Genomic DNA, 25,931 nt, shown 5'->3' with positions numbered 1-25,931 from the left:
AGCTATTTAAAGGAAACGGTGGTGGACAGGGCTAGATTCGAACTAGCGTACGCTCTCGCGGGCAGATTTACAGTCTGCTGCCATTAACCACTCGGCCACCTGTCCACACCGTTATGCCTTTTTCAAGGCATTCGAGCTTGGGGGTCTCCCCCCGAACGGCCCCATTTGGATGGAGCCGTTCAGCCGAGGTCCGCGCCTATGGGGGTGTTGATCACATCTGTCAACAGGCAGAAATCATTGTGGATAAATTGTCTGCCGAATGCCGCGACAGGTATGGCGGCAAAACCCGGGCAGCGGCCAAGCCCCTTGGGGCCGATCACGATCATGTGTCTGGAAAAAACTGCAACGGTGGTGGACAGGGCTAGATTCGAACTAGCGTACGCTCTCGCGGGCAGATTTACAGTCTGCTGCCATTAACCACTCGGCCACCTGTCCACACCGTCAGGCCTCTTGCGAGGCTATCCAGCTTGGGGGTCTCCCCCCGAATGGCCCCATTTGTGTGGAGCCGTTCAGCCGAGGACCGGGCCTATGAGGATCTTGCCCTTGCCTGTCAACACTCGAATTGGCAAAGGCGGAGAAATTTTTGCCAGAAAGGACAATTCATGAGCCGCCACAGCGACGACGACACCCAACAGGGCGGGCGCGGAAAGGGCAAGGCCATGCGGGGCCGCGCAGGGCGCATGCAGGGCGGGCGCGGCTCGGGCCGGGCCAGCAAGGGCGCAGTGCGCCTGTGGGGCCATCACGCGGTTGAGGCCGCCTTGAAGAACCCCGACCGCCGCCACCGCAAATTGTGGGCAACGCGTGAGGCCATTGCGAATCTGGATGGCGAGCTTCCTGCTGATTTCACTATCGAATATGCGCAGGCTGCCGATCTTGGCCGCCTTGTCGCGCGCGATGCACCGCATCAGGGGCTGGTGCTGGAATGCGATGCGCTTGAGGATGTGTTCCTCGATGATGTGCTGGACGGCGATCCCTCGCGCCCGATCGTGGTGCTCGATCAGGTGACCGATCCGCATAATGTCGGCGCGATCATGCGCTCGGCCGCCGCGTTCAATGCCGCCGCCATCGTCACGCAGGACCGCCATGCGCCGCCCGAATCGGGTGTGCTCGCCAAATCGGCCAGCGGCGCTCTGGAGGTTGTTCCATGGGTCCGCGTGGTCAATCTGGCCCGCGCGCTCGAAGAAATGGCGGAGGCGGGCTATTGGCGCATCGGTCTGGCCGGTGAGGCCAAGGCCACGCTGTCGCAAGCGATGAGCGCCGGACCTGTCGCGCTGGTGCTGGGCGCCGAGGGCGAAGGCATGCGCCACAACATCACCCAGCATTGCGACGCTCTGGCCCGCCTGCCGATCAGCGAGGCGATGGAATCGCTCAACGTGTCGAATGCGGCCGCCATCGCGCTCTATGCCGTGGCCACGCGCGAAAGCGGCGAATAAGGCAAAGGGGGCCTTTAAAGCCCCCTTCCCGGCCCCAAACAAAAACGCCGCCCGGATGATCCGAGGCGGCGTTTTTCTTTCTGCTTATGGCTGCGAGGCGTTTCAGCCATTCAGCAGTCAAAAACGGGTGATCAGTTCACCGCGTCCTTCAGGCCCTTGCCAGCCTTGAACTTGGGCTGAGCCGAAGCCGAGATCGCCAAAGGTTCGCCGGTGCGGGGGTTGCGACCGGTCGAGGCCTTGCGCTTGGCCACCGAGAAAGTGCCAAAACCGACCAGACGGACTTCATCGCCGGCCTTCAGAGCAGCAGTGATCGATTCGAACACGCCTTCGACAGCCTTGGTCGCATCATTGCGGGTAAGGCCGCTGGCTTCGGCAACCGCGCCGATCAGTTCGTTCTTATTCATTTGGGTACCCCCGGAAAGGACGTTGAGAATATCTGTTTGAGTCGCCTCGACAGCGGGCGGAATTGAGCGATTTTTCATGCCCCTGTCAAAGCGAAATGCGGTTAAAAGCCCGCAATTATCCCCGAAAATCGGGGGTTTTTCGACGAATGGAAGTCTAAACTCGACCCGTCGCGCCCCAAGGGCAATCCGCGACAAGGGCGTAAACCCGAGTCGCGGCATTGCAGCAAAATCAATGCGCCGTGGCGGTCGAAGGCGCAGCCCCGCCTGCGGGCGTCGCACCGGGTTGGCTTGCCAGATCGTCGGCCTCGGTCCATTCGATGGCCTGCGGCACCTCAACCAGCGCGCGCGCCAGCACCTGATCCACATGAGACACCGGCACGATCTCCAGACCCTCGCGGATGTTGGCGGGGATCTCGGCCAGATCCTTGGCGTTTTCCTCGGGGATCAGCACGGTCTTGATGCCGCCGCGCAGCGCGGCCAGCAGCTTTTCCTTGAGGCCCCCGATCGCCAGCACCCGCCCGCGCAGCGTGACCTCGCCGGTCATCGCCACATCGGCGCGCACCGCAATGCCCGTCAGCGTGGAAACCATCGCGGTCACCATGCCGATGCCCGCGCTCGGCCCATCCTTGGGCACGGCGCCTTCGGGCAGGTGGATGTGCAGATCCTTGCGGTTGAAGATCGACGGCTTGATGCCATAGGCGGGCGCGCGCGCCTTTACGAACGAGAACGCCATCTGCACGCTCTCGCTCATCACCTCGCCCAGCTTGCCCGTGGTCTTGACCGCGCCCTTGCCCGGCACGGTCACGCTTTCGATGGTCAGCAATTCGCCGCCCACCTCGGTCCAGGCCAGACCCGTCACCGAGCCGATCTGATTTTCCTCATCCGACACGCCGTGACGATATTTGCGGACACCGGCAAAATCGGCCAGGTTTTCCGGCGTGATCGTCACGCCCTTTTCCTTGCCTTCCAGGATCTTGCGCAAGGTCTTGCGCGCCAACCGGGCGATCTCACGCTCCAGCGTGCGCACGCCCGCCTCGCGGGTGTAATAGCGGATCAGATCGCGCAGCGCGGGCTGCGTCAGGGTGAACTCACCCTTCTTCAACCCATGCGCCTCAACCTGCTTGGCCACCAGATGGCGCTCGGCAATCTCGACCTTCTCGTCCTCGGTGTAACCCTCCAGACGGATGATCTCCATACGGTCCAGCAAAGGCTGGGGCAGGTTCAGGCTGTTGGCCGTGCAGACGAACATGATGTCCGACAGGTCGATGTCCAGCTCCAGATAGTGGTCCTGGAACTTGGAATTCTGTTCCGGATCCAGCACTTCGAGCAGCGCCGAGGCGGGATCGCCGCGGAAATCCTGACCCAGCTTGTCGATCTCGTCCAGCAGGAACAGCGGATTGCCCGTGCCCGCCTTCTTCAAATTGGCCACGATCTTGCCCGGCATGGAGCCGATATAGGTGCGGCGATGCCCCCGGATCTCGGCCTCATCGCGCACGCCGCCCAGCGATTGGCGGATGAATTCGCGCCCGCAAGCCTTGGCGATGCTCTTGCCCAGCGAGGTCTTGCCCACGCCCGGCGGGCCGACGAGGCACAGGATCGGCCCCTTCAGCTTGTTCGTCCGCGCCTGAACCGCCAGATATTCGATGATCCGGTCCTTGACCTTGTCGAGCGCATAGTGATCGGCATCGAGCACGGCCTGCGCCGCGCCAATGTCCTTCTTCAGCTTGCTCTTCTTGCCCCAGGGCAGGCCTAGCAGCACGTCGAGATAATTGCGCACGACGGTCGCCTCGGCGCTCATCGGCTGCATCGTCTTGAGCTTCTTCAGCTCGGTCTCGGCCTTGGTCCGCGCTTCCTTGCTCAGCTTGAGCTTGTTGATGCGCTCCTGAAGCTCGGCGATCTCATTCGCCCCGCTCTCATCACCGCCGCCCAGCTCGCTCTGGATCGCCTTCAACTGTTCGTTGAGGTAATATTCGCGCTGGGTCTTTTCCATCTGGCGCTTTACGCGACCACGGATCCGGCGCTCAACCTGCAAAACGCCCAGTTCACCTTCCATGAAGCCATAGACCATTTCCAGTCGCTTCAACGGATCGGTTTCCGACAGCAAAGCCTGCTTGTCCGCCACCTTGGCGCTGATATGGCTGGCGATCTGATCGGCCAGAGCCGAAGCGTCCTCGATTTCGGACAGCTGGTCGCCTGCATCCTGCGAGAGCTTCTTGTTCAGCTTGGCATATTCGCCAAACTGATCGACCACGCTGCGCATCATGGCGGCGACTTCGGGCCCTTCGGCCGTGCCGCTTTCCACCGGCGCCAGTTCGGCGCGCAGCATCTCGTCCTCTTCGCTCAGACCCACCATCCGCGCGCGCCGCGTGCCTTCGACCAGCACGCGCACCGTGCCATCAGGCAATTTCAGCAATTGCAGGACCGTGGCCACCACGCCAACATCATAAAGATCGTCGGCATGGGGATCATCGCAGCCCGGATCAAGCTGGGCCAGCAGGAAGATGTCCTTGTCGCCCGCCATGGCTGCTTCGAGCGCGGCCACCGATTTTTCGCGGCCCACAAACAGCGGCACAACCATGCCGGGAAAAACCACAATATCGCGCAGCGGCAGCATCGGCAGCAACTGGGGCAGCGGCGCAATCACATTCGAGGGAGTGTTCTCGTCAGTCATAATCTTCCATTCAGGCTGCACCTAAGAACGGCGGCCCTGCGTTGTTTTTGAGGATATGGGGAGCAGATGCGCGCGGCGCAATGGGGAAAAAGGCCGCAATCGCGCCATCCTGCAATTTGCCCACAGAGACAGGCGCCTATTTCGCCTCGCCAATCAGCTTGCGCAAACGCTCAAGCGGCACCGCCATGCCCAACAGATCGCCGCGATCCTTGGCCCCGCCCAGATGCAGCCCAAGCACCCGGCCCGCCCCATCGACCACCGCCGCCCCGCTGCTGGCCGCAAGCGCCAGCGTGTTATCGACAAAGGCATATTGCAGCGCATCAGGCCCATTATAGGTCACCCGCGCGCCATAGCGCCGAATGCGCCCATCCCCGCCCATCGAGGCCACCACCCAAACCTCATCGCCCGCCACCGGACCCTTTTCGGCCAGCTTCAGGCGGGTAGCGTCCTTCAACCCGGCCGGATCAGCGGCAAAGGCGGCCACATCACGAAATGGCAAGGCCATCGGCACCGCCCCGGCAATCGCCAGCGTGCGCCGCGCGGTCCAATGCTGGCCATCGCCGCCGATACAGGCGTCCATCTTCACATGGTCGGGCAAATGTTCGGATTCGATTTGCGCGGCCAGTCCGCCATTCGGCCCGAACAGATGCAGCGCCGTCACCAGAAACAGCGCGGAAGGGCGCGGTGCCAGCGGGTTGCTCGCGCTGGGCGGCTCGGTCATGTCCAGCACAAAGGCAGTTCCGGCCGACAGCGTCGCGCCATCGACGGTAAAGGCGGGATGACAGGTCGCGGTGATCGGATCGGGGGCCGGGGCAGCCTCTTCGGCCTGCGCAACCGGCGCGCCCATAATCAGCATGAGGGCCATGGCGCCACGCCACAGCCCCATTTGCATTTTCATGATCAGAACGGCAGCTTGAAGCCCGGCGGCAGACCCATGCCGCTCTGCGCCTTGGCCAGTTCGGCCCCGGCAACTTCATCGGCCTTGGCGCGCGCATCGTTAAACGCGGCCGCGATCAGGTCCTCCAGAATGCCCTTGTCGGCAGGCACCAGCAGGCTGTCATCAACCGAGACGCCGATCACGCGGCCCTTGGCGCTGGCGCGGATCTTGACCAGACCGCCCCCCGCGCTGCCTTCAACTTCCATCGCGTCCAGCTTCGACTGGGTTTCATTCATCTGTTTCTGGATCGTTTCGGCGGCCTGCTGGGCGGCCTTGATCATTTCTTCCATCGACTTCATTTAACGGCTCCCATAGGACTGGCGGCGCTGAAAACCGCCAGACTGTCCTTCATCGGTAATATCCTGCGCCCCCGGAAAAGCGGCCAATGCGGCCTGCATCAGGGGCGATTGCTGGCGCTGGCTGACCTGCGCCTCGCGGGCCTTGGCTTCAACCTCCATCAAGGTCGGTTCGCCGCCTTCGCCGCGCTGCTCAACCTCCCACAGATCGCCGGTCACCTCGCGCAGGATCTTGCGCAGGTCCTCGACGATATTCATGGCGAAGCCCGGAGCCTGCTCGAAAACCAGCCGCGCGGGGGAAAGTTCCACCACGCGCACCTGTCCGCGCATCATCGCCCCCATCGGGATCGAGTAATGCTCGACATGCTCGACCAATTCGCGCCAGTTCATCGCCGGAGCGGCAGGGGCCTGCGCCGGTTCGCCCGGAGCGCGCGCCGGCATGGCCACGGCCTGCGCGGCCAGACCTTCCAGCTTTTTCACCAATTGCCCCGGATCGGGCATATCGGCTGCGTGAAGGCAACGCAGCAGCGCCATTTCCGCCGCCACCAAGGGCGCGGGCGCGGTCTTGACCTCGTCATGCCCCTTGATCAGCAATTGCCAGAGACGGTGCAACTGACCGGGGGGCAAACGCTTGGCCCAATCCTCGATGGCCTTGCGCTCATCCTCGGAAACGGCCTTGACCTCGCCGCGCCCGACCTGCGCCACGGTGATGCGGTGGGTGATTTCCATCGCGCTGCGCATTAGGGCGATAGGTTCAACCCCCAAAGCGAATTGTGCCGACACCAGATCGAGCAAAGCGCCGCCATCGCCATTCAACAAGGCGGCGAACAGTTTGCGCTGCACACTCTTGTCGGCCAGCCCCAACATCTCGCGCACGCTCTCGGCGGTGACATTGGTATGGTCGGAATCGCTGGCCAGATCAGCATGGGCAATCGCCTGATCGAGGATCGACAGCCCGTCGCGCGCCGAACCTTCGGCCGCCTCGGCAATCATGCCGAGCGCTTCGGCCTCGATGGCCACACCTTCCTTTTCGCAGATCGCGCCGAAATGCTCTGCCAGCAATTTGGCCGGGATGCGTTTTAGGTCAAAGCGCTGACACCGCGACAGGACGGTGATCGGCAATTTGTCGACCTCGGTGGTCGCGAAAAGGAATTTCACATGCGCAGGCGGTTCCTCAAGTGTCTTGAGCAATGCATTGAAAGCATTGCGCGACAACATGTGAACTTCGTCGATGATATAGATCTTGTAGCGCGCCGAAACCGCCGCATAGCGCACCGCCTCAATGATCTCGCGCACGTCGTCCACGCCGGTATGGCTGGCCGCGTCCATCTCGATCACGTCGATATGCCGCCCTTCGGCAATCGCCACGCAGGGCTCGCACACGCCGCAGGGCGAGATCGTCGGGCCGCCCTTGCCATCGGCCCCCACGCAATTGAGCGCCTTGGCAATCAGGCGCGCGGTGGATGTCTTGCCCACCCCGCGAATGCCGGTCATCAAAAACGCATGGGCCAATCGATCACGCTTGATCGCATTGGCCAGCGTCTGAACCATCGCGTCCTGACCGATCAGCTCGGCAAAAGTCTGCGAGCGATACTTGCGCGCCAGCACACGATAGGGCTGAGCCGAAACCACGGGCGCGGAGGTGGGCGCCGGATCGGGCGCGCCAAACATGCTTTCCTGCCCCGCGTCTTCCAGTTCCGCCGCGCTGGGCTGCGCTTCTGGCGCGTCATCGTCCCACGGCAGATCATCGCCGTCATCGTCGCCGCCGAACATGTCAGAGGAATCAGTCATCATGTCTGTCTAACTAGGGCTTGGGGAAAGGTTTGTCGAATGGGTTGCAGGGAAAGAAGAAGGGATAAATGCGAGGGCCTAGACCCTCGCGCTCCCATTACTGTCTTTGTCGCGCCCCAATGTAACGAAGCGCAACGCCGCACCGCCGGAGGCTATAAATAAAGCGCTTCGCGCAAAACCGCATGGTCGCAAACCAAGCACCACCCCAGTCATGGGATTGCAAAGGGTCGAGACCCTTTGCCCGCCAGAGGCATAAAGCACCCGCCGGAGGCATAATCCCGCCGCACAAACAAAAAAACCAGCCCGAAAGCTGGTTCTTTGTAACGTAGGAGCCGGCCGACCCGCGGCATTTCCGTTGTGGCTGCTTCCTTCCGGACCTGACCAGGTTGGCGGACGCAACGTCCGACCGACTCCCGGAGCGGCCTATGGCGAGGCTTGCCGCGAAAGGCAAGCCCCTTTGATGCTTAGCGGAAATTATCCGCGTAAGCCTGCAGCTTAAGGCGGCGCGGCGGGGTAGCGTGGATGGTGGCGAGGATGCCATGCTTGTCGGCATAGGCTTTCGCTTCATCCAGCGAGGCGAACTTGAGGTTCACCTGATTTTGCGTGTCGGCGCTGCCGGGCCAGCCCATCAGGGGGTCGGGGCGGCGGGCTTCGTTGGGCGCGAATTCGAGGATCCACTGGTCCAGCAGGGCCTTGCCGGACTGCATGGCGTTCTTCGGGCGCTGAAAGATACGTGCGGTCATAAGCGCTGCCATGCCAGCGAATCGCGCCATAAATCAAGTGCGACGTTGGGCCTGAAACGCGTTTTTCGTCTTCAGGCTGGGGTCTTCCGCCCAAGGTTCGTCAGGCCAGCGGTGTTTGGGGTATCGCCCCTTCATATCTTTGACCACATCGCGCCACGATCCGCGCCAAAATCCGGGCAGATCCATCGTGGTCTGGATCGGCTTGCCCCCCGGCGAGGTGAGCAAAAGCCGCAAGGGTTGGGGCGGATTGCCGAAGGTGGGATGGCGCTCAAGGCCAAACAGCGCCTGCACGCGCACCTCGACCGACGGCCCGCCTGCGTCGTCATAGTCGATGGGATGGGTGCTGCCCGCCGGGCTGCGAAATTCACCGGGCACAAGCCGGTCGAGCGTCTGCTTCCCATCCCAGCCTAAACGGTCGAGCAGCGCCTGATGCAGCGCGCCCGGTTCCACCGTATCCAACCGCCGTTTCAATTGCGGCCCCGCCCAATCCTCCAGATCGGCCAGCAAGGCATCCTCGCTCAACGCCTCCACCCCGGCAAAACGTGCTCGCTTGAGCAGGGCGAGGCTAGCACGCCCCAAAGGCAGCAGGCCCAGCCCATCGGCCCTGATCCGCTCGCAAAGGAAAGCCGTGATTGCGGCGGGATCAGGCTTGGGATCGCTGCCCCGCATAAATACAAAGGCGCCCAGTCGCCGTTCGAGCAAAGCCTCGACCCGCCGCTCATCGGCCACCCAGCGCAGGGTGGAGCGCCGCTCGATCCGATGGGCCAGATGTTCCAGCACTTCCGCCTCGGTCAAGGCAATCGCGCCGGTGATCCGCGCGCCTTTAGCGCTGCCTTGCGCCTCGCCCACGGCCAAATATTCGGCGCGGGCCAACGAGGACAGGCCATCGAGCACCAGCCCCCTGCCCCCCGCCGCCAGCCATTCCTCGCCGCTGACATCACGCCGCTTGGCCAGATTGTCGGGGAACCCTTCGGCCAGCAGCACCCCCGCAGGCGGCGCCTCGCCTGGGAAGCGCGTGACCAGCTTTTCGGCCCGCCGCGCCCATTGTTTCGCCATTTGCCGCGCCGCATCGCCCTTGGCCGAGCGATCCGTGCGCCAGCGATCCAGCCGCGTCAGCAGATCCTCGCCCCGCCCGCCCAGCGCGCGCTCTTGAAGCAAAAAGGCCAGCATAGCCGCCGTCTCCCCCGCCCCGCGCGCCGCGCCATAGAGCAGCATGTGCGCCTGTTCCGGCCCCATCGGCAGGCTGGCCATCGCGCGGCCATGATCGGTGATCCGGTCGCCATCCAGCGCGCCAAGGCTGACCAATTTGGCCCGCGCGGCCGAAAGGGCCGCCGCAGGGGGCGCATCGATCCACGCCATCGCGCCCGGATCAAGCGCCCCCCATTGCGCCAGCGCCAGCGTGAAAGGCGCCAGATCGCTGGTCAGCATTTCGGGCGGATCGAAGGCAGGGCGACCGGCATGGGCGGCCTCCTCCCACAGACGATAGGCCACGCCCGGCCCTTGACGCGCGGCGCGGCCCGCGCGTTGGGCGGCGGCGGCCTGCGAGGATCGCGTGGTGATCAAACGCGTAACGCCCGCCGCCTTGTCATATTCCGGTCGGCGCGACAGGCCGCAATCGACCACCACCGACACGCCATCGAGCGTCAGCGAAGTCTCGGCAATGCTGGTGGCCAGCACGATACGGCGGCGGCCATCCGAATCGCGGCGGATTGCGGCGCGCTGGTCCTGCGGCTCGCATTGGCCGTGCAGGGGCAGGATCGGCACATTCTTCAACCGCTCCTCCAGCTTTTCCGCCACGCGGGAGATTTCGCCAACGCCGGGCAGGAAGGCCAGAATGTCGCCCTCTTCCTCGCGCCACGCGGTCAGGATGGCGCTGGCCATCTGCTCGTCGATGCGCGCTTCGGCTCGCGCGCCCAGCCAGCGGATAGTCAGCGGCCATGCCCGCCCCTCGCTCTCGATCACCGGCGTATCGGGCCCGAGCAAAGCGGCGAAACGCTCGCCGTCAATCGTGGCCGACATGGGGATGATACGCAGATCCTCGCGCAGAACCTGCTGACACTCTACCGCAAGAGCGAGGCCTAAGTCACTGTCAAGATTGCGCTCGTGTGCCTCGTCGAACAGAACTGCGGAAATGCCGCCAAGCTCCGGGTCGGCAAGAATGGTGGCAACGAAAATCGCCTCCGTCACGACCAGAATGCGCGTTGCAGCCGACTGCTTGCTGTCCAGACGGGTCAGATAGCCCACTGTCTGACCCGTCCTCTCGCCCATCATCTCGGCCATACGCTCGGCCGCCGCGCGGGCGGCAACGCGCCGGGGCGAAAGCAGGATCACCTTGCCATCGCACCACGGCTCGCGGATCAACGCAGGCGCCACGCTCGTCGTCTTGCCCGCACCGGGCGGCGCGATCAGCACAGCATTGGGGCGATCGCGCAGGGCCTTCAGGAGTTCAGGCAGGACGGTATGAATGGGGAGGTCTGGCACGGGTTTGCGTCATATGGATTTTAGGGGAAAAGGGAAGTCGGGCTTTTAGATGCCTCCGGCGGGCAAAGGGCGGGGTCCCTTTGCAATCCCGTTATGGGGTTGCGCGATGTTTGCATCGAGGCACTGTTCCGCGAAGCGGTTTAATAGCCTGCTGCGCTGCAAGGTCGCGCAAGGCTGAACCTATAGCCCAACATATACAGTATCGGGATTGCAAAGGGTCAAGACCCTTTGCCCGCCGGAGGCCAACTACCTCTTAATACCGCCGCGCCACCGAAAACAGCGCAGCCTCTTCCAACGCCGAACGCATCTCGCCGGCAGGGAAAATGCTCAACGCATCAATCGCCTTCTGTGCATAATCGGCCGCGCGCTGACGAGTAGCCTCGACGGTGCCGTGGCGGGCGATGATGGCGATGGCTTCGGCCAGATCCTCATCCTCGGCGCGGAAACCGGCGATGGCGTCGCGCCAGAACTGCTTTTCGTCCTCGGTGCCGGCGGCATAGGCGAGGATGACCGGCAGGGTCATCTTGCCGTCGCGGAAATCGTCGCCCTTGCCCTTGCCCATTTCGGCGGCTTCGGAGTCGTAATCGATGGCATCGTCCACCAACTGGAACGCCACGCCAAGGTAGCGGCCATAGTCGTCGAGCGCCTGCTCCTCAGCATCGCTGCGCCCGGCCACAACCGCTGAAATACGGCAGGCGGCGGCGAAGAGCGCGGCAGTCTTGGCGGCGATGATCGAGAGGTAGTGTTCCTCGCTGGTCTCGATTTTGCGCTGGGCGGTCAACTGATCGACCTCGCCCTCGGCAATGATCGAGGATGCACGGCTGAGAATATCCAGCACCCGCAGCGACCCAGCCTCAACCATCAGTTCAAACGAGCGGCTGAACAGATAGTCGCCCACCAGCACCGTGGCCGGATTGCCGTAAATAATATTGGCCGCCGCCTTGCCCCGGCGCAGGTCCGAGCCATCGACAACATCGTCATGCAGCAGCGTGGCGGTGTGAATGAACTCAACCGCCGCAGCCAGCGCATATTGCGCGCCGCCGGTATAACCCACCAGTTCCGCCGCCGCGACCGTCAGCATCGGGCGCAGACGCTTGCCACCGCTCGAAATCAGATGCCCGGCAAGCTGCGGGATCAGCGGGATCTCGCTTTCCATCCGGCTCAGAATCACGGCGTTCACCTCGTCCATCCCCTTGGCCGTCAGCGCCAGCAAAGGGTCGATCGAGGGCTGGGGCGCGTCCATGGGCACCCCAAGTTCAGTCAAGGAAACGGGTTGGGCAGTCATCGGGCCCGCATTGCGCCGCATCCTGCGCAAAGGCAAGGCTGGAATCGACCATTGTCTCATGCTAGCGGCGCTTTATGGTTGAAACGTCACATCAGGGCAGCCTTGTTGCCACCACCGATCCGGTTCTGGCCTCCTTTCGGTCCAGCATCGATAATATCGATGCCGCGCTGATTCACATTCTGGCCGAACGATTCCGTATCACCAAGGCCGTGGGCGAATATAAAGCCACCCACACCCTGCCCGCCAGCGACCCCGGCCGTGAAGAGCGCCAGATCGCACGCCTGCGCAAACTGGCCGAGGACGCGCAGCTCGACCCTGATTTCGGGGAGAAATTCCTGCGCTTCATCATTGATGAAGTCATCCGGCATCATGAGAAGGCCAAATTGGGCGAGTAAGGGTTAGGGGTTAAAGATGCCTCCGACGGGCAAAGGGACTCGGTCCCTTTGCCCGTCGGAGGCACCTCTTCCCCAACTATCCCCTCGCCCTGGGCAATCGCAACTTCACCAACAACCCGCCCAAATCCTCACTTTCGTCCAGATCGACATTTCCGCCGTAGATTTCCGCCACATCGCGGACAATCGCCAGCCCCAACCCGGTCCCCGGCTTGCCCGTATCCAGCCGGGCGCCGCGGTCGAAAATGCGGGTGCGCTCAACCTCGGGGATGCCCATGCCGTCGTCCTCGACCCAGATTTCGACCAGCTCGCCCTTATCGCCCGCATCGACGGTGACAAAGACGCTGCCTCCGCCGTATTTAGCTGCGTTTTCGATCAGATTGCCCAGCAGATCGTCCAGATCCTGCCGCTCGATGGCGACCTGTGCGTCATGCGATCCGTCCAGATCGAAACGCGCATCGGGATAGAGTCGCTCGACCGCGCGCATCACCGATTTGGCCGCATCCCACACCGGCGTGCGCGCCTGCCCCGCCCCGCGCCGCCCTACGGCGCGCGCGCGGGCAAGGTGGTGTTCGACCTGTCGGCGCATAACCGCCGTTTCGCGCGCCACCGATTCGGCCAGATCGGGCTCCTTGGCCTGCGCCGCGTTGAGCAACACCGTCAGCGGCGTTTTAAGCGCATGGGCCAGATTGCCCGCATGGGTGCGCGCCTCTTCGGCCTGACGTTCGTTATGCGAGAGCAGGTCGTTCAATTCCTGCACCAGCGGCTGCACCTCGACCGGCAGCGGATCGCTGACCCGGTTGGCCCCGGTGCTGCGCATATGGGCAATGGCCAGACGCACGCGGCGCAGCGGCGATAGGCCATACCAGCTCTGGATCGCGGCCATCAGCACAAGGCCAAGGCCCAGCACGAGAAAGCTGTCAATCAGGATCGTGCGGATACGGCGGATCTGCGCGTCCAGTTCATGTCGGCTCTCGGCCACCACGAACCACCATGTCGTATTGCTGCCCGGCAGAATGATCGAGCGCTCCATGATCCGCAGAGGCTCGCCGGAAAACTGGCTCGAATCGAAGATATGGGCCTGCGTGTCCTGATGATCGGCCGAGATCTTCAGCGTGCGGTCCCAGAGCGAGCGGCTGGGAAAATCCTCATGCCCCTTGCCGCTGATCTGCCAATAGAGGCCGCTGTTCGGTTCAAGGAAGCGCTGATCGCCAAGGGGACGGTTGAAGAACACCTCGCCATCGGGGCCGATTTCGGCGCTGCCGATCATGCCGGTCAGCATATAGCCGAGCTGTTCGTCGAAATTGCGCGTGACCATCGCGGTCATCGCCCGGTCCAGCGCCAGACCGCCCGCCAACAGCAGCACCAAGATCCAGCCCACCGCGATCAGCATCATGCGCCGCGCAAGGCTGCCGGTGTATTTTATCCCGTCAACCTTGCGCGTATCGCTCTTTGCTGTTTCCGGCGCTTGGGCGCTGGCCATGGCTGTTTATCCGCGCGCAGGCTCGTCAAGGCTGTAGCCCAGCCCGCGGATCGTGGTGATCACATCGGCGCCCAGCTTCTTGCGAATGCGCGTAACAAACACCTCGATAGTGTTTGAATCGCGGTCGAAATCCTGATCGTAAATATGTTCGATCAACTCGGTGCGCGACACCACCTTGCCCTTGTGATGGAGCAGATAGGACAGCAGCTTATATTCCTGTGCCGTCAGCTTCACCGGCTCGCCCGCCAGCGTGACACGGCCCGAACGCGTATCGAGACGCACATCGCCCGCGATCAGCTCGGACGAGGAATTGCCCGAAGCGCGGCGGATCAGCGCGCGCAGGCGGGCGATCAGTTCCTCGGTCTGAAACGGCTTGGCCAGATAATCGTCGGCGCCGCCATCAAGGCCCGCCACCTTGTCCGACCACGAATCGCGCGCCGTCAGCACCAGAACGGGGAACTTGCGCCCCTCTTTGCGCCACATCGACAAGACGGTCAGCCCGTCGATTTCGGGCAGGCCAAGGTCAAGGATCACCGCGTCATAATCCTCGGTGCTGCCCATGAAATGGCCATCCTCGCCATCGGTGGACAGATCGACCGCATAGCCGGTCTGCTCCAGCGTGGTTTTCAGCTGGCGGCCCAGCGTGGGTTCATCCTCGACGATCAGGATCCGCATCTGGCACTTCCTTATTATTAGGTCGGATTAACAAAGGGAGATGGGCGCGAGGCCGCGCCGCGTCAAGCGCAAGGGAGCAGGGATCAGCGCCGCTGGCGCAGGATTTCCCCGGAACGCGCATCGACATCGACAAAGACCACGCGCCCGTCCTTCACGAATTTCAGGCGATAGGCCATGGCCAACGGGTCGTATTCGGGGCCCAGATATTGCGCGCCCGCCATCATCGGCAAAACATGCGTTTCAATTTCACGCAGCGAGCGCACATTGCCCGCGCGCATTTCACGGCGGGCCTCGCCCTGCGCCTCGCCCGGCCCGGCATGGGCCATCGGCACAGGCGGCAAAGCCAGCGCCGACACCACCGCCCAGAGCGCCAGAGGGGCCATCATCATCATAGAGGTGAGCCGTGTGAACATGAAATGCGGGTTATCCGTTTGCGATTGAACGCGATGTGAATAGAGAACATAGCGATTGTTCAGCCAGCCATAGAAGGCAAGAGGGGGCGATAAAAAGACGCGAATTGCTTGCCTTCCCGTCGGGCACTGCCTAACGCGCGCCCATGGCAGTTGCACCTATTCTCAGCTGGGAAGGACTGAGCCTGATCCAGGGATCGGGCTGGCTTTTTCGCGACCTCGACATTTTCATCGGCCCGCGTGATCGGCTCGCGCTGATCGGGCGCAATGGTGCGGGCAAGACCACGCTGCTGCGCCTGATTGCGGGGACGCTGGACGCGGACAAGGGCAATCGCAGCATCCAGCCGGGCACCAAGGTGGTCGTGCTGGAACAGGACCCGGATTTTGCCGGATGCCCGCGCCTGCTTGACTATTGCCTGGAGGGGCCGGACGCCCCGCCCCAATATGAGGTGGAATCCATCGCCAGCCAGTTGGGCATCGACCTGATGCGTGAGGCTGCCAGCGCCTCGGGCGGCGAGCGGCGCCGGGCGGCGATCTGTCGCGCGCTGGCCAGCGAGCCGGACCTGCTGCTGCTGGACGAACCGACCAACCATATGGATCTGGCGGCGATCGACTGGCTGGAAAGCTGGTTGCAGCGTTATACCGGCGCCTTCGTGGTCATCAGCCATGACCGCACCTTTTTGACGCGCCTGACGCGGGCGACGCTCTGGCTGGATCGCGGGTCTATGCGGCGGCGCGAGGTAGGCTTTGGCGGCTATGAGGCGTGGGAAGAGGAGGTTTACGCCAATGAGGCGCGGGCGACCGAAAAGCTGGACGCCAAGCTGAAGCTGGAAACGCACTGGCTTTCGCGGGGCGTCACAGCGCGGCGCAAGCGCAATCAGGGGCGTTTGGAAAAGCTCTATCAGATGCGGGCGCAGCGCGCCTCGATGCTGTCGGTGCAGGGCGCGGCCAAGATGAAGCTGGCCAGCGACGATGTAAAAACCAAATCGGTGATCGTGGCCGAGAATGTGTCGAAGAAATTCGGCGACCGCACGATCATCCGTGATTTCTCCCTGCGCATCCAGCGCGGCGACCGGATCGGCCTTGTCGGCGGCAATGGTGCGGGCAAGACCACCTTGCTTAAAATGCTGACCGGAGAATTGGAGCCGGACATCGGCACGGTCAAGCTGGCCCAGACGCTGTCGGGCGTGATGATTGACCAGCAGCGCAGCCTTTTGAGCCCGGAAAAGCGCATTCGCGATGTGCTGGCCGAGGGCGGCGACTGGGTCGATGTGCGCGGCGAGAAGAAGCATGTTCAGGGCTATCTCAAGGACTTCCTGTTCGACCCCGGCCTGATCGAGGCGCGGGTGGGTACACTGTCGGGCGGCGAGCGGTCGCGCTTGCTGTTGGCGCGCGAATTTGCGCGAACTTCCAATCTTTTGGTACTGGACGAACCGACCAACGACCTCGATCTGGAAACGCTCGACCTGCTTCAGGAAGTGATCGCCGATTATGACGGCACGGTGCTGATCGTATCGCACGACCGCGACTTTCTGGATCGCACCTGTACGGTCACGCTGGGGCTGGATGGTTCGGGCCGGGTGGATATCGTCGCGGGCGGCTATGCCGATTGGGAAAAGCAGCGCCAGCAGCGCAATGCTCCGGCGGCCAAGAAGGCGGCTGTGGCGGACAAAGCCGAGGCCGCGCCCGTGGTCATGCCGGCGCGCAATAAGGTCAAGCTGAGCTATAAAGACCAGCGCGATTACGACCTGCTGCCCGCGCGGATCGAGGCGCTGGACGGCGAGATTGCCAAGCTGGAGGAGGCGTTGGCGGATGGGGATCTCTATACCCAGAACCCGGCGCGCTTTGCTCAATTGACAGCGGCGCTGGACAAGGCCCGCGCGGAAAAGGATGCCTCCGAGGAGCGTTGGCTGGAATTGGCGGAGATGGTGGAGGGATAAAGGGCGGGAGGTTTTTGCCTCCGGCGGGCAAAGGGACTTGGGTCCCTTTGCGATCCCGTTAATTTGGCGCTTAGATTGCTAGAATGCGCTGTTCCGCGAAGCGGTTTAAAAGCCTGCGGCGCGGCAAGGTTGCACAAGGTTGATCATAAGCACAACGAATACAGTAACGGGATTGCAAAGGGTCGAGACCCTTTGCCCGCCGGAGGCACAAAAGCCCCTCCCCCCTCACCCGATCCGATAGAACCCCGCCACCCGGTCAAGCGCCAGCTTCAACACCAGCTTGCCCGACCGCGCAGGCCATTCGAGCGCCTTTTCGGCTACGGGCAGACTGTCGCCCGCGCAGACGACACGCCAGAGGATGTCGGAGAGGCCCTTACCCGCCTCCGCAAGCGCACCGTCGAAACGGGCCTTGGCGGCAATCTGGCGCTCGGTGGGGTTAAGATCGCGCTCATGACGGCTGCCCCGGATAGTGACGGGGTCCCAGCGCATTGAAATATTGGGGCTGAGCTGCGCCATTTCCCAATCGGCGCGCAGCCGCTCGCCCGCATCATATTCGTGATCGGTCAGATGACCGCGCGCATGGAGCCATGTGAGGGGCGATTCGCACAAATTAACCGTCACGCTGCGCCCCAATCGGCGAGATTTTCCGCGTCCCGCCCCCTGTGCGGTTAATTCCCGTTCGACAAGTTGACGATTCATAGTACTATCTCCTTAGGTTTGTTCCGCCATTCCCTGCAAAGAGTTTGCCAAACCGGGCGAATTGTAGGAAAGTGAAAAAACCGGATTGGTTCGAGGGGTCGGCTAGTCATGATTAACCGCATACGTGATATTCGCAGACAAAAGGGCATGACGCTGGCCGATGTGGCCGCGCGTTGTTCACCGCCCACAACGGCGCAGACGATTGGCAGGCTGGAAACCGGCACGCGCAATCTTTCGCTCATCTGGATGAACCGGATTGCCCTCGCACTTGAGGTTGATCCGGAGCTTTTGGTGCGCGGCGATGCTGCCGAACAGGCCAAAATGGTCGCTCGCCTGACCGATGTCGGGGCCGAGGCATTGACCACACCGCGCGATGCCATCCTGCCATCCGAATTGGTGGGCGAAGGCACGCAAATGGCCATGTCGGTGGAAACCGGCGCGGGCGATTACCGCAGCGGCGACCAGATCTGGCTGCGCCAGATGCAGCCGGAGAGTTTCTCCAAACTGGTTAACCGTGACGTGCTTGCTCCGCGTCCGGGAGGGCGATTCGTTTTTGGCCGCCTGATCGATCGCGACGAGCATCGGATCGCGCTGCTGCCTCCCGGCATCGGCCATCGCCAGTTGGTGATCGACAGTCCGCCATGGCTGGCTGTTGCCGAAATGTTAGTGAGGAAGCTGTAATCACCCGCGCATGATGCGCGTCCTTTCCATTTCCACCCTGTTCCCCTCGCCCGTGCGCGGGGGGTTCGGCAAATTCGTCGCCAATCAGATGGCGGCACTTCACCGGCTGGGCGGGGTTGATCTGACGATGATCAACCCCATCGGCCTGCCTCCTTTTCCGCTCAGCCTGCGCCAGCCCTATCGGGATTGGGCGCAATGCCCTGCGCAATCGGAATTGGGCGGGCTCACAGTCTTGCATCCGCGTTTCACGCTGATCCCGATGATCGGGAGCGATAGCAATCCGGCGCGGATTACACGCGCAGTGCTGCCTCTGGTGCGGCACCTCCATGCCGAAAAGCCCTTTGATCTGGTCGATGCGCAGTTTTTCTTTCCCGATGGCCCCGCCGCCGCGATCATCGCGCGCGAATTAGGCCTGCCGCTGACGATCAAGGCGCGGGGATCGGACATCCATTACTGGGGCGGGCGACCGGCGGCGCTGGCGCAGATGCTGGCGGCGGCGGATCAGGCGTCGGCGCTGTTGACCGTCTCGGGCGCTCTTGGGCGCGACATGGTGGCGCTGGGGATGGATAAGGCCAAGCTGCGCGTGCATTACACCGGGCTGGACCGGGAGCGGTTTACGCCCACGCCTCGGGCGCAGGCGCGTGGCGCGTTGCCGGAAAAGCTCGGCCTGACGATTCCCGATGGCGCGCCATTGCTGGTGTGCCCCGGCGCGCTGATCGCCATCAAGGGGCAGGCGCTGGCCATTGGCGCTTTGGAGGAATTGCCCGATGCGCATCTGGCGCTGGCCGGTACCGGTGCTTATGAAACCGTCCTGCGTCAGGTTGCCGAACCTTTTGCCGCCCGCGTTCATTTTCTCGGACAGGTCAGCCATGACGCCCTGCCCCTGCTGATGAGCGCCGCCGACGCCGTTGTGCTGCCATCCGAACGCGAGGGATTGGCCAATGTCTGGATCGAGGCGATGGCCTGCGGGGCGCCTCTGATCATCCCGGATATTGGCGGCGGGCGCGAGGTCATCACTTCTCCGGCGGCGGGCCGGATTGCCTTGCGCACACCTCACGCCATTGCAACGGCGGCTCGGGAATTGCTGGCCGCGCCGATTGATCAGGCAGATGTAGCTGCGCAGGTGGCGGGGTTTAGCTGGGAAGCCAATGCGATGAAATTGAGGGAAATTTGGCAGGAAGCGATTTAGCCTACGGCGGGCAAAGGGTCTCGACCCTTTGCCCGCCGTAGGCAAATTTATTTAAGGCGCCTCATCCTTGCTCCCCTCACCCGGCACAAAGCTGGTCGGGTTGACCTTGAGCCAGATCAGCATCGGGGCTGCGGCATAGATCGAGGAATAGGTGCAGACGAAAATCCCCAGGATCAGCGCCGCCGAGAAGCCGAAGATCACCTTGGGCCCCAGCAGCAGCAGCGCGATCAGCGTGATCAGCATCGTGCCCGAGGTCACCACGGTGCGCGCCAGCGTTTCATTCACCGACAAGTCGAGCAATTCTTCCAGCGGCATCTTGCGGAACTTCTTCAGGTTCTCGCGGATGCGGTCATAGACCACGATCGTATCGTTGAGTGAATAGCCGATCACCGTCAGGATCGCCGCCACGATGGTCAGGTCGAACTCCATCTGTGTCACAGCAAACAGGCCCAGCACCAGCGAAACGTCATGTACAAGGCTGACCAGAGCGCCGACGCCGAATTGCCATTCAAAGCGATACCAGATGAAGATCGAGATCGCGAGGCTGGCAAAGCCCAGCGCCTTGAACGCGGTCCAGCCCAATTCCTTCGAGACCTTGCCCGACACCGAATCGACCCCATCGACGCGCGCGTCGGCATGGTTCTGCTTGATGTTGGCGGTAATCTTCTTGGCCATCGCATCGGCCAGAGCCGCATCCTTGTCCGACCCTTCGGGCAGGCGCAGGCGGATCGAGATCTCGTTGGGCTTGCCAAAGGTCTGGATGATCGGTTCGCCATAGCCCAGTGTTTCGACCTCGCCGCGCAATTGCGCGATCGGCGCGGTCGGGCTTTGCGTAAAGGTCACGCGGATCATCTGGCCGCCCACAAAGTCCACGCCCATGTTCAGCCCGTGGGTGAACATCAGCGTCCAACTGCCCAGCATCAGCAGGACAGAGATGATCGTGGTCGGCCACTGCCACTTCAAAAAGTGGAGATTGGTGTTGTCAGGGACGAGTTTAAGCAAACGCATGGAAAATCACCCCTATCAGATATGCAGGTCGGACGGGCGCGCGCGGCGCAGCCAGCCCGCCACCCACATGCGGGTGAGGAAAACGGCGGTGAACACCGAGGTCGCAATACCGATCATCAACACCACGGCAAAACCCTTGATCGGGCCGGAGCCGAATTCGAACATCAACACCGCCGCAATGATATGGGTGATGTTGGCGTCAAAGATGGTGCGGCTTGCCTCTTTATAGCCCAGCTCGACCGATTGCACGACCTTGCGCCCGCGCCGCCGCTCTTCGCGGATGCGCTCGTTGATCAGCACGTTGGCGTCGACCGCCGCGCCGATGGTCAGCACGAAACCGGCGATGCCGGGCAGCGTCAGCGTGGTGTTGAACACCGCCATGATGCCAAGGATCATAAGCACGTTGAGGATCACCGCCGTATTGGCATAGATGCCGAAGCGGCCATAGGTGACGGCCATGAAGATCACCACCAGCGCCGTGCCGACCACCATGGCGATCATGCCCTTGTGGATCGAATCGGCGCCAAGGTCGGGACCGACCGTGCGTTCCTCAACCACCTTCAGGTCCACCGGCAGCGCGCCCGAACGCAGTGCAATCGCCAGTTGGTTCGCGCTTTCCACGGTAAAGCTGCCCGAAATCTGGGCGCTGCCGCCCATGATCGGTTCGTTGATGTTGGGGGCCGAGAGTACCTTGCCGTCCAGAATGATCGCAAAAGGCTTGCCGACATTCTGGCTGGTCAGGCGGGCGAATTGTTCGCCGCCCTGATTGTCGAAGGTGATCGAAACGACCGCCTCGTTGTGCTGGCTGAAGCTCTGCGTGGCATTGGTCAGGCGATCGCCCTTGATGCCGCCCAGGCGCTTGACCGCAATCGCGCCCTGCCCATTGGCAAAGGGCACAATTTCATCGCCTGGGGCCGCAACGCCGCCCGCCATGCCGTTCTGATCCACCAGCTTGAATTCCAGCTTGGCGGTCTGGCCCAGCAGGGCCTTCAAAGCCGCCGGATCGGACAGGCCGGGAACCTGCACCACGATGCGATCTGCACCCTGACGGATGATGGTCGGTTCGCGCGTGCCCATGGCGTCGATACGCTTGCGCACCACTTCGGTGGCGGTTTCCATCGCCTTGTCAATGGCGTCGGCAATGCCTTCCTTGGTCGGCGTCAGCACGAAACGGGTGGTGTCGACCACCTGAATGTCCCAGTCACGCTTGCCCGAAAGCCCCGCGCCCGTGGTCAGCGGCACCAGCACTTCGCGCGCGGCATCGACCTCGGCGTTGCTGGCCACCATAAAGGACAGCACACCGCCCTTGGTGGAAATGTCGCCATAATGCACGTTGCCGGCCTTCTTCAGGGCGGCGCGCACTTCTTCTTCCTTGCCTTCAAGGCGCTGCGAAACCACCTGATCGGCATTGGCTTCGAGCAACAGGTGGCTGCCGCCGGCAAGGTCGAGGCCAAGGTTGATCTTGGGATTGGGCAGCGAGGAGGGCCAGTTGCCCCCGGCCCATGACACTATCGAAGGCACGGCGGCGGCCACGCAAAGCAGCGTAAGCGCCCAGTACCAAAGCTGTTTCCAGCGGGGAAAATCGAGCATGGGTTCATCCGGCTCTAGAAATGAAAAGCGGCCCGCCCATGGATTGGGCGCGGGCCAGAGCAGCGCACATAAGAACGCCCCGATGCACGTTCAAGCACGGGGCGCCTATGATGTCAGTCGTTGGCGGGCTTGCCGGTGCCGGGCATCACCACGTCCGAAATCGTCGCCCGCACCGCGCGCACGCGGGTGTTGGGGGCGATTTCCAGTTCGAGATAATCGTCGTCGGCCTTGACCACCTTGGCCAGCAGGCCACCGGCGGTAATCACCATGTCGTTCTTCTTGATGCCTTCCAGCTTGGCCTTCTGGGCCTTTTGCTGGGCCATCTGCGGGCGCAGGAACAGGAACCACATGACAATGCCCATCAGCACCAGCGGCAGGAACTGCAGCCAAGCGGGGGGCTGGCCACCGGCGGCGGCGGCGGAAAGAAGCGAAAGCGTTTGGATCGACACGGGAAAACACCCTTGCGCAGGAATAACAGGAATGGGATCTGGCCAAGCGGACAGGACAAATCCCGCCTTCTCGCGCCTCCCCCGAAGTGACCGAGCGCCTAGCAGCTTATCCGGATCATATCAATGTAACGGGAAGTGTGCGGCCATAATGCCCGGAATGCCTGGGTTTTGATTCAAACCCTCATCAGCAAGGCAAAAAAATTGCCAGAAAAATGCAAAAAGATGATTGCCATGCCGAATAAGCCCTCCTATAGGCGCGCCTCCGGCAGGGCAACGCCCCACCGGAAACAACCAAGGTCGGGACGTAGCGCAGCCTGGTAGCGCATCACACTGGGGGTGTGGGGGTCGGAGGTTCGAATCCTCTCGTCCCGACCAATTGGTTTCAAAAAGGCGATTGCCCATCGGGCGGTCGCTTTTTTTGTTGCCCGAAGCTGGTGCAATTTTCCTACGAAAACCGATTTGGTTATCACCCTCCTTAACAGGAGAGCAACCATGCCCGAATCAGCCGATGCCCCCGCCGCCCAGATCGAAGCAGCCTGTCACGACCGCTATATAAGTCGCGCCCGGCCCAGCTTTCTCTATCTCATGTATGGCATGATCCTGCTCAGCCTGCCGATGGGCCTGCTCTCGGCGATCAGCGCACCGGTGGCGACGGCTATCACCAATGGCGTCAAGCTTTGGCTCAACAGCCTGCCCGATGGGCTCTATGCTTTGTTCGGCACCGGATATCTGGGTTATACCGCCGCGCGCCAATGGGGCAAAGTGGCCGGAACGGACCGCTAACCAGTAAAGTGGCGGGAACCGACCGCTGAACCTTGCCCGCTTCACGCGACATAGTATGACGCCTGCAACGCAAACAGTTTCAGGCAGACATTTCCATGGCAACGACCATCTTCGTCCTCAACGGTCCCAATCTCAATCTGCTGGGCACGCGTGAGCCGGAAATCTATGGCCGCGACACGCTGGCCGATATTGACGCCAGCCTGGCCGCGCGGGCGGCGGAGCTTGGCGTTGCCGTGGATTGCCGCCAGTCGAACCATGAAGGCGATCTGGTCGACTGGCTGCACGAGGCCCGCGCCACCGGCGCCAAGGCGGTGCTGCTCAATGCAGGCGCGTATACACATACGTCGGTTGCGCTGCATGACGCGATCAAGGCGATCCAGTTGCCCGTGATCGAGGTCCACCTGTCCAACCCCCACACGCGCGAGGAATTTCGCCATAAAAGCTATATCGGCATGGCAGCCAAGGGCACCATCGCCGGTTTTGGCGCGAAATCCTATCTGATCGCGCTGGATGCGGCGCTGATCGTGTAAGCGGTGATGCCGTAAAATAGCGGTAAAATCGTCGGAATTCCGGGCTTACCTGTGGCTTGGCGGTGGTAAACAACCGCTTTCCCCTTGCCTGTCCTTTGCCAGAGGGATAGGGGCCAAGCCTGATAATCCATCGCCAAGGGGTATTTCATGGGCGACAAAACTGAAACGGGCCGCGACATCCAATCCGGCATGAACGTCGATGCAGCGCTGGTGCGCGAACTGGCGGTTCTGCTGGGCGATACGGGCCTGACCGAAATCGAAGTGGCCGATGGCGGCCGCAAGATCCGCGTTGCGCGCAACATCACTGTTGCGCCTGCGGCTCCTGCCTATGCGCCCGCGCTGCCTCTGGCTCCTGCAGCTGCGCCCGTTGCGGCTGCTGCGGCGGCGGCCCCGGCTCCGGCCGCTCCTGCCGTGGTCGAAGGCACGCAGGTCAAATCGCCGATGGTCGGCACCGCCTATCTGGCGCCCGAACCCGGCGCGCCCGATTTCATCTCCATCGGCAAGGCGGTCAAGGCAGGCGAAACCCTGCTGATCGTTGAAGCGATGAAGGTGATGAACCCGATCACCGCGCCTGTGGCCGGCACGATCAAGGCGATCAGCATCGAAAACGGGCAGCCGGTCGAATTTGACCAGCCGCTGGTTGTGATCGGCTGATAGAATTATGGCCATCAAACGCATCCTGATCGCCAATCGCGGCGAAATCGCTCTGCGCATCCATCGCGCGGCGCGGGAAATGGGCATCGAAACGGTGGCTGTGCATTCGACGGCGGATGCCGATGCGATGCATGTGCGGCTGGCCGACCATGCGGTCTGCATCGGCCCGCCCGCGGCCAAGGACAGCTATCTGAACGTGGCGGCGATCATCAGCGCGGCGGAAATCACCGGCGCCGATGCGATCCACCCGGGCTACGGCTTCCTGTCGGAAAACGCCCGCTTTGCCGAAATCGTCGAGGCGCATGGCCTGATCTGGATCGGGCCCAAGCCCGAACATATCCGCACCATGGGCGACAAGGTCGAGGCCAAGCGCACCGCTGGCGCGCTCGGTCTGCCGCTGGTGCCGGGCTCTGACGGCGCGGTCTCGGAAATCGAGGACGCCAAGCTGATCGCGGAAGATGTTGGCTATCCGGTCATCATCAAGGCGGCCAGCGGCGGCGGCGGACGCGGCATGAAGGTCTGCACCGGACCGGACGAGCTCGAAACGCTGATGCAGCAGGCAGGCAGCGAGGCCAAGGCCGCCTTTGGCGACGCCACGGTCTATATCGAGAAGTATCTGGGCAACCCGCGCCACATCGAATTTCAAGTGTTTGGCGACGGCAATGGCCAGGCGATCCATCTGGGCGAACGCGACTGCTCGCTGCAGCGCCGCCACCAGAAGGTGCTGGAAGAAGCCCCCTCGCCGGTCATCGGTTCAGAAGAACGCGAACGCATGGGCGGTATCGTGGCCAAGGCCATGGCCGACATGGGCTATCGCGGCGCGGGCACGATCGAATTCCTCTGGGAAAACGGTGAGTTCTACTTCATCGAGATGAACACCCGCCTGCAGGTGGAACATCCCGTTACCGAAGCGATCACCGGCGTCGATCTCGTGCGTGAACAGATCCGCATCGCCGATGGCCTGCCGCTGTCGGTGAAGCAAGACGAGCTGGAATTCCGTGGCCATGCCATCGAATGCCGCATCAACGCCGAAGATCCCTTCACCTTCGCTCCATCGCCGGGGCTGGTGGAGAATTTCCACGCGGCGGGCGGCCTGCATGTGCGCGTCGATAGCGGGCTCTATGCCGGCTATCGCATTCCGCCCTACTACGATTCGATGATCGCCAAGCTGATCGTCTATGGCCGCACCCGCGAGGGCGCGATCCTTCGCCTCAAGCGCGCGCTTGAGGAAATGGCGATCACCGGGCCGAAGACGAACATCCCGCTCCATCAGGCGCTGCTGGACGTGGATGACTTCAAGACCGGCAATTACACGATCAAATGGCTTGAGGAATGGTTGGCTAATCGCTGATATTCTTTGAGTTATCGGAAGAAGAGGCCGGTGGGGAGGAGACTTCTCGCCGGTCT

The 25,931-nt window shown here is 62.6% G+C and carries 25 protein-coding genes, 3 tRNA genes and 1 other RNA gene; 10 read left to right on the top strand and 19 right to left on the bottom strand.

Annotated features, from left to right (window positions below):
• Positions 1 to 19: 19 nt before the first annotated feature.
• The 3 genes from GGR38_RS19395 to GGR38_RS19385 form a co-directional block, all read right to left on the bottom strand.
• Positions 20 to 105 (bottom strand) — tRNA-Tyr (locus GGR38_RS19395).
• A 74-nt stretch (positions 106 to 179) separates the two neighbouring features.
• A complete protein-coding gene (locus GGR38_RS19390) occupies positions 180 to 326 on the bottom strand; it encodes a hypothetical protein (RefSeq protein WP_183627816.1) in 147 nt (48 codons plus the stop codon).
• Positions 327 to 349: 23 nt separating this feature from the next.
• Positions 350 to 435 (bottom strand) — tRNA-Tyr (locus GGR38_RS19385).
• A gap of 167 nt (positions 436 to 602) precedes the next feature.
• Between GGR38_RS19385 and rlmB the strand changes: the two genes are divergently transcribed.
• Positions 603 to 1,433 carry a 23S rRNA (guanosine(2251)-2'-O)-methyltransferase RlmB gene (gene rlmB / locus GGR38_RS19380; protein WP_183627814.1) on the top strand — a complete coding sequence of 277 codons (831 nt, stop codon included), beginning with the start codon at positions 603 to 605 and terminating at the stop codon, positions 1,431 to 1,433.
• Positions 1,434 to 1,564: 131 nt separating this feature from the next.
• On the opposite strand, the gene GGR38_RS19375 is transcribed toward rlmB, so the two are convergent.
• The 9 genes from GGR38_RS19375 to GGR38_RS19335 form a co-directional block, all read right to left on the bottom strand.
• Entirely contained in the window at positions 1,565 to 1,837 is a 273-nt protein-coding gene (locus tag GGR38_RS19375; RefSeq protein WP_183627812.1) for an HU family DNA-binding protein, read from the bottom strand.
• 229 nt (positions 1,838 to 2,066) lie between these two features.
• Entirely contained in the window at positions 2,067 to 4,508 is a 2,442-nt protein-coding gene (gene lon / locus GGR38_RS19370; RefSeq protein WP_183627810.1) for an endopeptidase La, read from the bottom strand.
• 136 nt (positions 4,509 to 4,644) lie between these two features.
• Positions 4,645 to 5,373, bottom strand: a complete 729-nt coding sequence (locus tag GGR38_RS19365) for a trypsin-like peptidase domain-containing protein (RefSeq protein WP_183627808.1) — start codon at positions 5,371 to 5,373, stop codon at positions 4,645 to 4,647.
• Between the two features lie 35 nt (positions 5,374 to 5,408).
• Entirely contained in the window at positions 5,409 to 5,744 is a 336-nt protein-coding gene (locus GGR38_RS19360; RefSeq protein WP_183627806.1) for a YbaB/EbfC family nucleoid-associated protein, read from the bottom strand.
• On the bottom strand, positions 5,745 to 7,532 hold the full coding sequence (locus tag GGR38_RS19355) for a DNA polymerase III subunit gamma/tau (protein WP_246405041.1): 1,788 nt from the start codon (positions 7,530 to 7,532) through the stop codon (positions 5,745 to 5,747).
• Positions 7,533 to 7,855: 323 nt separating this feature from the next.
• An RNA gene (ffs, locus tag GGR38_RS19350) (signal recognition particle sRNA small type) lies at positions 7,856 to 7,948 on the bottom strand.
• A gap of 48 nt (positions 7,949 to 7,996) precedes the next feature.
• Positions 7,997 to 8,275 carry an ETC complex I subunit gene (locus GGR38_RS19345; RefSeq protein ID WP_183627802.1) on the bottom strand — a complete coding sequence of 93 codons (279 nt, stop codon included), beginning with the start codon at positions 8,273 to 8,275 and terminating at the stop codon, positions 7,997 to 7,999.
• Between the two features lie 33 nt (positions 8,276 to 8,308).
• On the bottom strand, positions 8,309 to 10,756 hold the full coding sequence (gene hrpB, locus GGR38_RS19340; RefSeq protein WP_183627800.1) for an ATP-dependent helicase HrpB: 2,448 nt from the start codon (positions 10,754 to 10,756) through the stop codon (positions 8,309 to 8,311).
• Positions 10,757 to 11,009: 253 nt separating this feature from the next.
• A complete protein-coding gene (locus GGR38_RS19335; RefSeq protein WP_183627798.1) occupies positions 11,010 to 12,041 on the bottom strand; it encodes a polyprenyl synthetase family protein in 1,032 nt (343 codons plus the stop codon).
• Between the two features lie 74 nt (positions 12,042 to 12,115).
• Between GGR38_RS19335 and GGR38_RS19330 the strand changes: the two genes are divergently transcribed.
• Positions 12,116 to 12,436: a chorismate mutase gene (locus GGR38_RS19330; RefSeq protein WP_172341454.1), complete on the top strand. Its 321-nt coding sequence runs from the start codon at positions 12,116 to 12,118 to the stop codon at positions 12,434 to 12,436.
• A gap of 76 nt (positions 12,437 to 12,512) precedes the next feature.
• Here GGR38_RS19330 and GGR38_RS19325 read toward each other — a convergent pair whose 3' ends face one another.
• The 3 genes from GGR38_RS19325 to GGR38_RS19315 form a co-directional block, all read right to left on the bottom strand.
• Positions 12,513 to 13,829, bottom strand: a complete 1,317-nt coding sequence (locus GGR38_RS19325) for a sensor histidine kinase (protein ID WP_183627864.1) — start codon at positions 13,827 to 13,829, stop codon at positions 12,513 to 12,515.
• 93 nt (positions 13,830 to 13,922) lie between these two features.
• Positions 13,923 to 14,591 carry a response regulator transcription factor gene (locus GGR38_RS19320; protein ID WP_172341453.1) on the bottom strand — a complete coding sequence of 223 codons (669 nt, stop codon included), beginning with the start codon at positions 14,589 to 14,591 and terminating at the stop codon, positions 13,923 to 13,925.
• Positions 14,592 to 14,674: 83 nt separating this feature from the next.
• The gene (locus tag GGR38_RS19315) at positions 14,675 to 15,004 is read right to left on the bottom strand and encodes a PepSY domain-containing protein (protein ID WP_425497072.1); all 330 of its coding nucleotides are present in this window, start codon (positions 15,002 to 15,004) and stop codon (positions 14,675 to 14,677) included.
• Positions 15,005 to 15,147: 143 nt separating this feature from the next.
• Here GGR38_RS19315 and GGR38_RS19310 point away from each other — a divergent pair, with 143 nt between their 5' ends.
• On the top strand, positions 15,148 to 16,941 hold the full coding sequence (locus GGR38_RS19310) for an ABC-F family ATP-binding cassette domain-containing protein (RefSeq protein ID WP_183627796.1): 1,794 nt from the start codon (positions 15,148 to 15,150) through the stop codon (positions 16,939 to 16,941).
• Between the two features lie 225 nt (positions 16,942 to 17,166).
• Here GGR38_RS19310 and GGR38_RS19305 read toward each other — a convergent pair whose 3' ends face one another.
• Positions 17,167 to 17,640, bottom strand: a complete 474-nt coding sequence (locus tag GGR38_RS19305; RefSeq protein WP_183627789.1) for a DUF6456 domain-containing protein — start codon at positions 17,638 to 17,640, stop codon at positions 17,167 to 17,169.
• Positions 17,641 to 17,748: 108 nt separating this feature from the next.
• Between GGR38_RS19305 and GGR38_RS19300 the strand changes: the two genes are divergently transcribed.
• Positions 17,749 to 18,321, top strand: coding sequence for a helix-turn-helix domain-containing protein (locus GGR38_RS19300; protein ID WP_172341450.1), 573 nt, complete (start codon positions 17,749 to 17,751; stop codon positions 18,319 to 18,321).
• 10 nt (positions 18,322 to 18,331) lie between these two features.
• A complete protein-coding gene (locus tag GGR38_RS19295; RefSeq protein WP_343059176.1) occupies positions 18,332 to 19,510 on the top strand; it encodes a glycosyltransferase in 1,179 nt (392 codons plus the stop codon).
• Between the two features lie 51 nt (positions 19,511 to 19,561).
• Here the strand turns inward: GGR38_RS19295 and secF are convergent, their stop codons facing one another.
• From secF to yajC, 3 genes are all read right to left on the bottom strand, one after another.
• Positions 19,562 to 20,518, bottom strand: a complete 957-nt coding sequence (gene secF, locus GGR38_RS19290; RefSeq protein WP_183627787.1) for a protein translocase subunit SecF — start codon at positions 20,516 to 20,518, stop codon at positions 19,562 to 19,564.
• 15 nt (positions 20,519 to 20,533) lie between these two features.
• On the bottom strand, positions 20,534 to 22,108 hold the full coding sequence (gene secD, locus GGR38_RS19285; protein WP_183627785.1) for a protein translocase subunit SecD: 1,575 nt from the start codon (positions 22,106 to 22,108) through the stop codon (positions 20,534 to 20,536).
• A 113-nt stretch (positions 22,109 to 22,221) separates the two neighbouring features.
• Positions 22,222 to 22,557 carry a preprotein translocase subunit YajC gene (gene yajC / locus GGR38_RS19280; protein WP_343059175.1) on the bottom strand — a complete coding sequence of 112 codons (336 nt, stop codon included), beginning with the start codon at positions 22,555 to 22,557 and terminating at the stop codon, positions 22,222 to 22,224.
• A gap of 298 nt (positions 22,558 to 22,855) precedes the next feature.
• Here yajC and GGR38_RS19275 point away from each other — a divergent pair.
• From GGR38_RS19275 to accC, 5 genes are all read left to right on the top strand, one after another.
• Positions 22,856 to 22,932: transfer RNA gene (locus GGR38_RS19275), tRNA-Pro, on the top strand.
• Positions 22,933 to 23,049: 117 nt separating this feature from the next.
• Complete coding sequence (locus tag GGR38_RS19270; protein ID WP_183627783.1) at positions 23,050 to 23,340, top strand: 3TM-type holin; 291 nt, start codon at positions 23,050 to 23,052, stop codon at positions 23,338 to 23,340.
• 95 nt (positions 23,341 to 23,435) lie between these two features.
• The gene (aroQ, locus tag GGR38_RS19265) at positions 23,436 to 23,870 is read left to right on the top strand and encodes a type II 3-dehydroquinate dehydratase (RefSeq protein ID WP_183627781.1); all 435 of its coding nucleotides are present in this window, start codon (positions 23,436 to 23,438) and stop codon (positions 23,868 to 23,870) included.
• Positions 23,871 to 24,017: 147 nt separating this feature from the next.
• On the top strand, positions 24,018 to 24,524 hold the full coding sequence (gene accB, locus GGR38_RS19260; RefSeq protein WP_246405039.1) for an acetyl-CoA carboxylase biotin carboxyl carrier protein: 507 nt from the start codon (positions 24,018 to 24,020) through the stop codon (positions 24,522 to 24,524).
• Positions 24,525 to 24,531: 7 nt separating this feature from the next.
• On the top strand, positions 24,532 to 25,875 hold the full coding sequence (gene accC / locus GGR38_RS19255) for an acetyl-CoA carboxylase biotin carboxylase subunit (RefSeq protein ID WP_183627779.1): 1,344 nt from the start codon (positions 24,532 to 24,534) through the stop codon (positions 25,873 to 25,875).
• The last annotated feature ends 56 nt before the right edge of the window (positions 25,876 to 25,931 follow it).

This window comes from Novosphingobium sediminicola (assembly GCF_014196525.1).
In the GTDB taxonomy this organism is placed as follows: Bacteria; Pseudomonadota; Alphaproteobacteria; order Sphingomonadales; family Sphingomonadaceae; genus Novosphingobium; species Novosphingobium sediminicola.
This window is presented reverse-complemented; position numbering and strand designations above follow the sequence as displayed.

Coding starts and splice junctions, on each gene's coding strand:
- GGR38_RS19390 (WP_183627816.1), bottom strand. CDS start 326: ATGATCGTGATCGGCCCCAAGGGGCTTGGCCGCTGCCCGGGTTTTGCC.
- rlmB (WP_183627814.1), top strand. CDS start 603: ATGAGCCGCCACAGCGACGACGACACCCAACAGGGCGGGCGCGGAAAG.
- GGR38_RS19375 (WP_183627812.1), bottom strand. CDS start 1,837: ATGAATAAGAACGAACTGATCGGCGCGGTTGCCGAAGCCAGCGGCCTT.
- lon (WP_183627810.1), bottom strand. CDS start 4,508: ATGACTGACGAGAACACTCCCTCGAATGTGATTGCGCCGCTGCCCCAG.
- GGR38_RS19365 (WP_183627808.1), bottom strand. CDS start 5,373: ATGGCCCTCATGCTGATTATGGGCGCGCCGGTTGCGCAGGCCGAAGAG.
- GGR38_RS19360 (WP_183627806.1), bottom strand. CDS start 5,744: ATGAAGTCGATGGAAGAAATGATCAAGGCCGCCCAGCAGGCCGCCGAA.
- GGR38_RS19355 (WP_246405041.1), bottom strand. CDS start 7,532: ATGACTGATTCCTCTGACATGTTCGGCGGCGACGATGACGGCGATGAT.
- GGR38_RS19345 (WP_183627802.1), bottom strand. CDS start 8,275: ATGACCGCACGTATCTTTCAGCGCCCGAAGAACGCCATGCAGTCCGGC.
- GGR38_RS19335 (WP_183627798.1), bottom strand. CDS start 12,041: ATGACTGCCCAACCCGTTTCCTTGACTGAACTTGGGGTGCCCATGGAC.
- GGR38_RS19330 (WP_172341454.1), top strand. CDS start 12,116: ATGGTTGAAACGTCACATCAGGGCAGCCTTGTTGCCACCACCGATCCG.
- GGR38_RS19325 (WP_183627864.1), bottom strand. CDS start 13,829: ATGATGCTGATCGCGGTGGGCTGGATCTTGGTGCTGCTGTTGGCGGGC.
- GGR38_RS19320 (WP_172341453.1), bottom strand. CDS start 14,591: ATGCGGATCCTGATCGTCGAGGATGAACCCACGCTGGGCCGCCAGCTG.
- GGR38_RS19315 (WP_425497072.1), bottom strand. CDS start 15,004: ATGTTCACACGGCTCACCTCTATGATGATGATGGCCCCTCTGGCGCTC.
- GGR38_RS19310 (WP_183627796.1), top strand. CDS start 15,148: ATGGCAGTTGCACCTATTCTCAGCTGGGAAGGACTGAGCCTGATCCAG.
- GGR38_RS19305 (WP_183627789.1), bottom strand. CDS start 17,640: ATGAATCGTCAACTTGTCGAACGGGAATTAACCGCACAGGGGGCGGGA.
- GGR38_RS19300 (WP_172341450.1), top strand. CDS start 17,749: ATGATTAACCGCATACGTGATATTCGCAGACAAAAGGGCATGACGCTG.
- GGR38_RS19295 (WP_343059176.1), top strand. CDS start 18,332: ATGATGCGCGTCCTTTCCATTTCCACCCTGTTCCCCTCGCCCGTGCGC.
- secF (WP_183627787.1), bottom strand. CDS start 20,518: ATGCGTTTGCTTAAACTCGTCCCTGACAACACCAATCTCCACTTTTTG.
- secD (WP_183627785.1), bottom strand. CDS start 22,108: ATGCTCGATTTTCCCCGCTGGAAACAGCTTTGGTACTGGGCGCTTACG.
- GGR38_RS19270 (WP_183627783.1), top strand. CDS start 23,050: ATGCCCGAATCAGCCGATGCCCCCGCCGCCCAGATCGAAGCAGCCTGT.
- aroQ (WP_183627781.1), top strand. CDS start 23,436: ATGGCAACGACCATCTTCGTCCTCAACGGTCCCAATCTCAATCTGCTG.
- accB (WP_246405039.1), top strand. CDS start 24,018: ATGGGCGACAAAACTGAAACGGGCCGCGACATCCAATCCGGCATGAAC.
- accC (WP_183627779.1), top strand. CDS start 24,532: ATGGCCATCAAACGCATCCTGATCGCCAATCGCGGCGAAATCGCTCTG.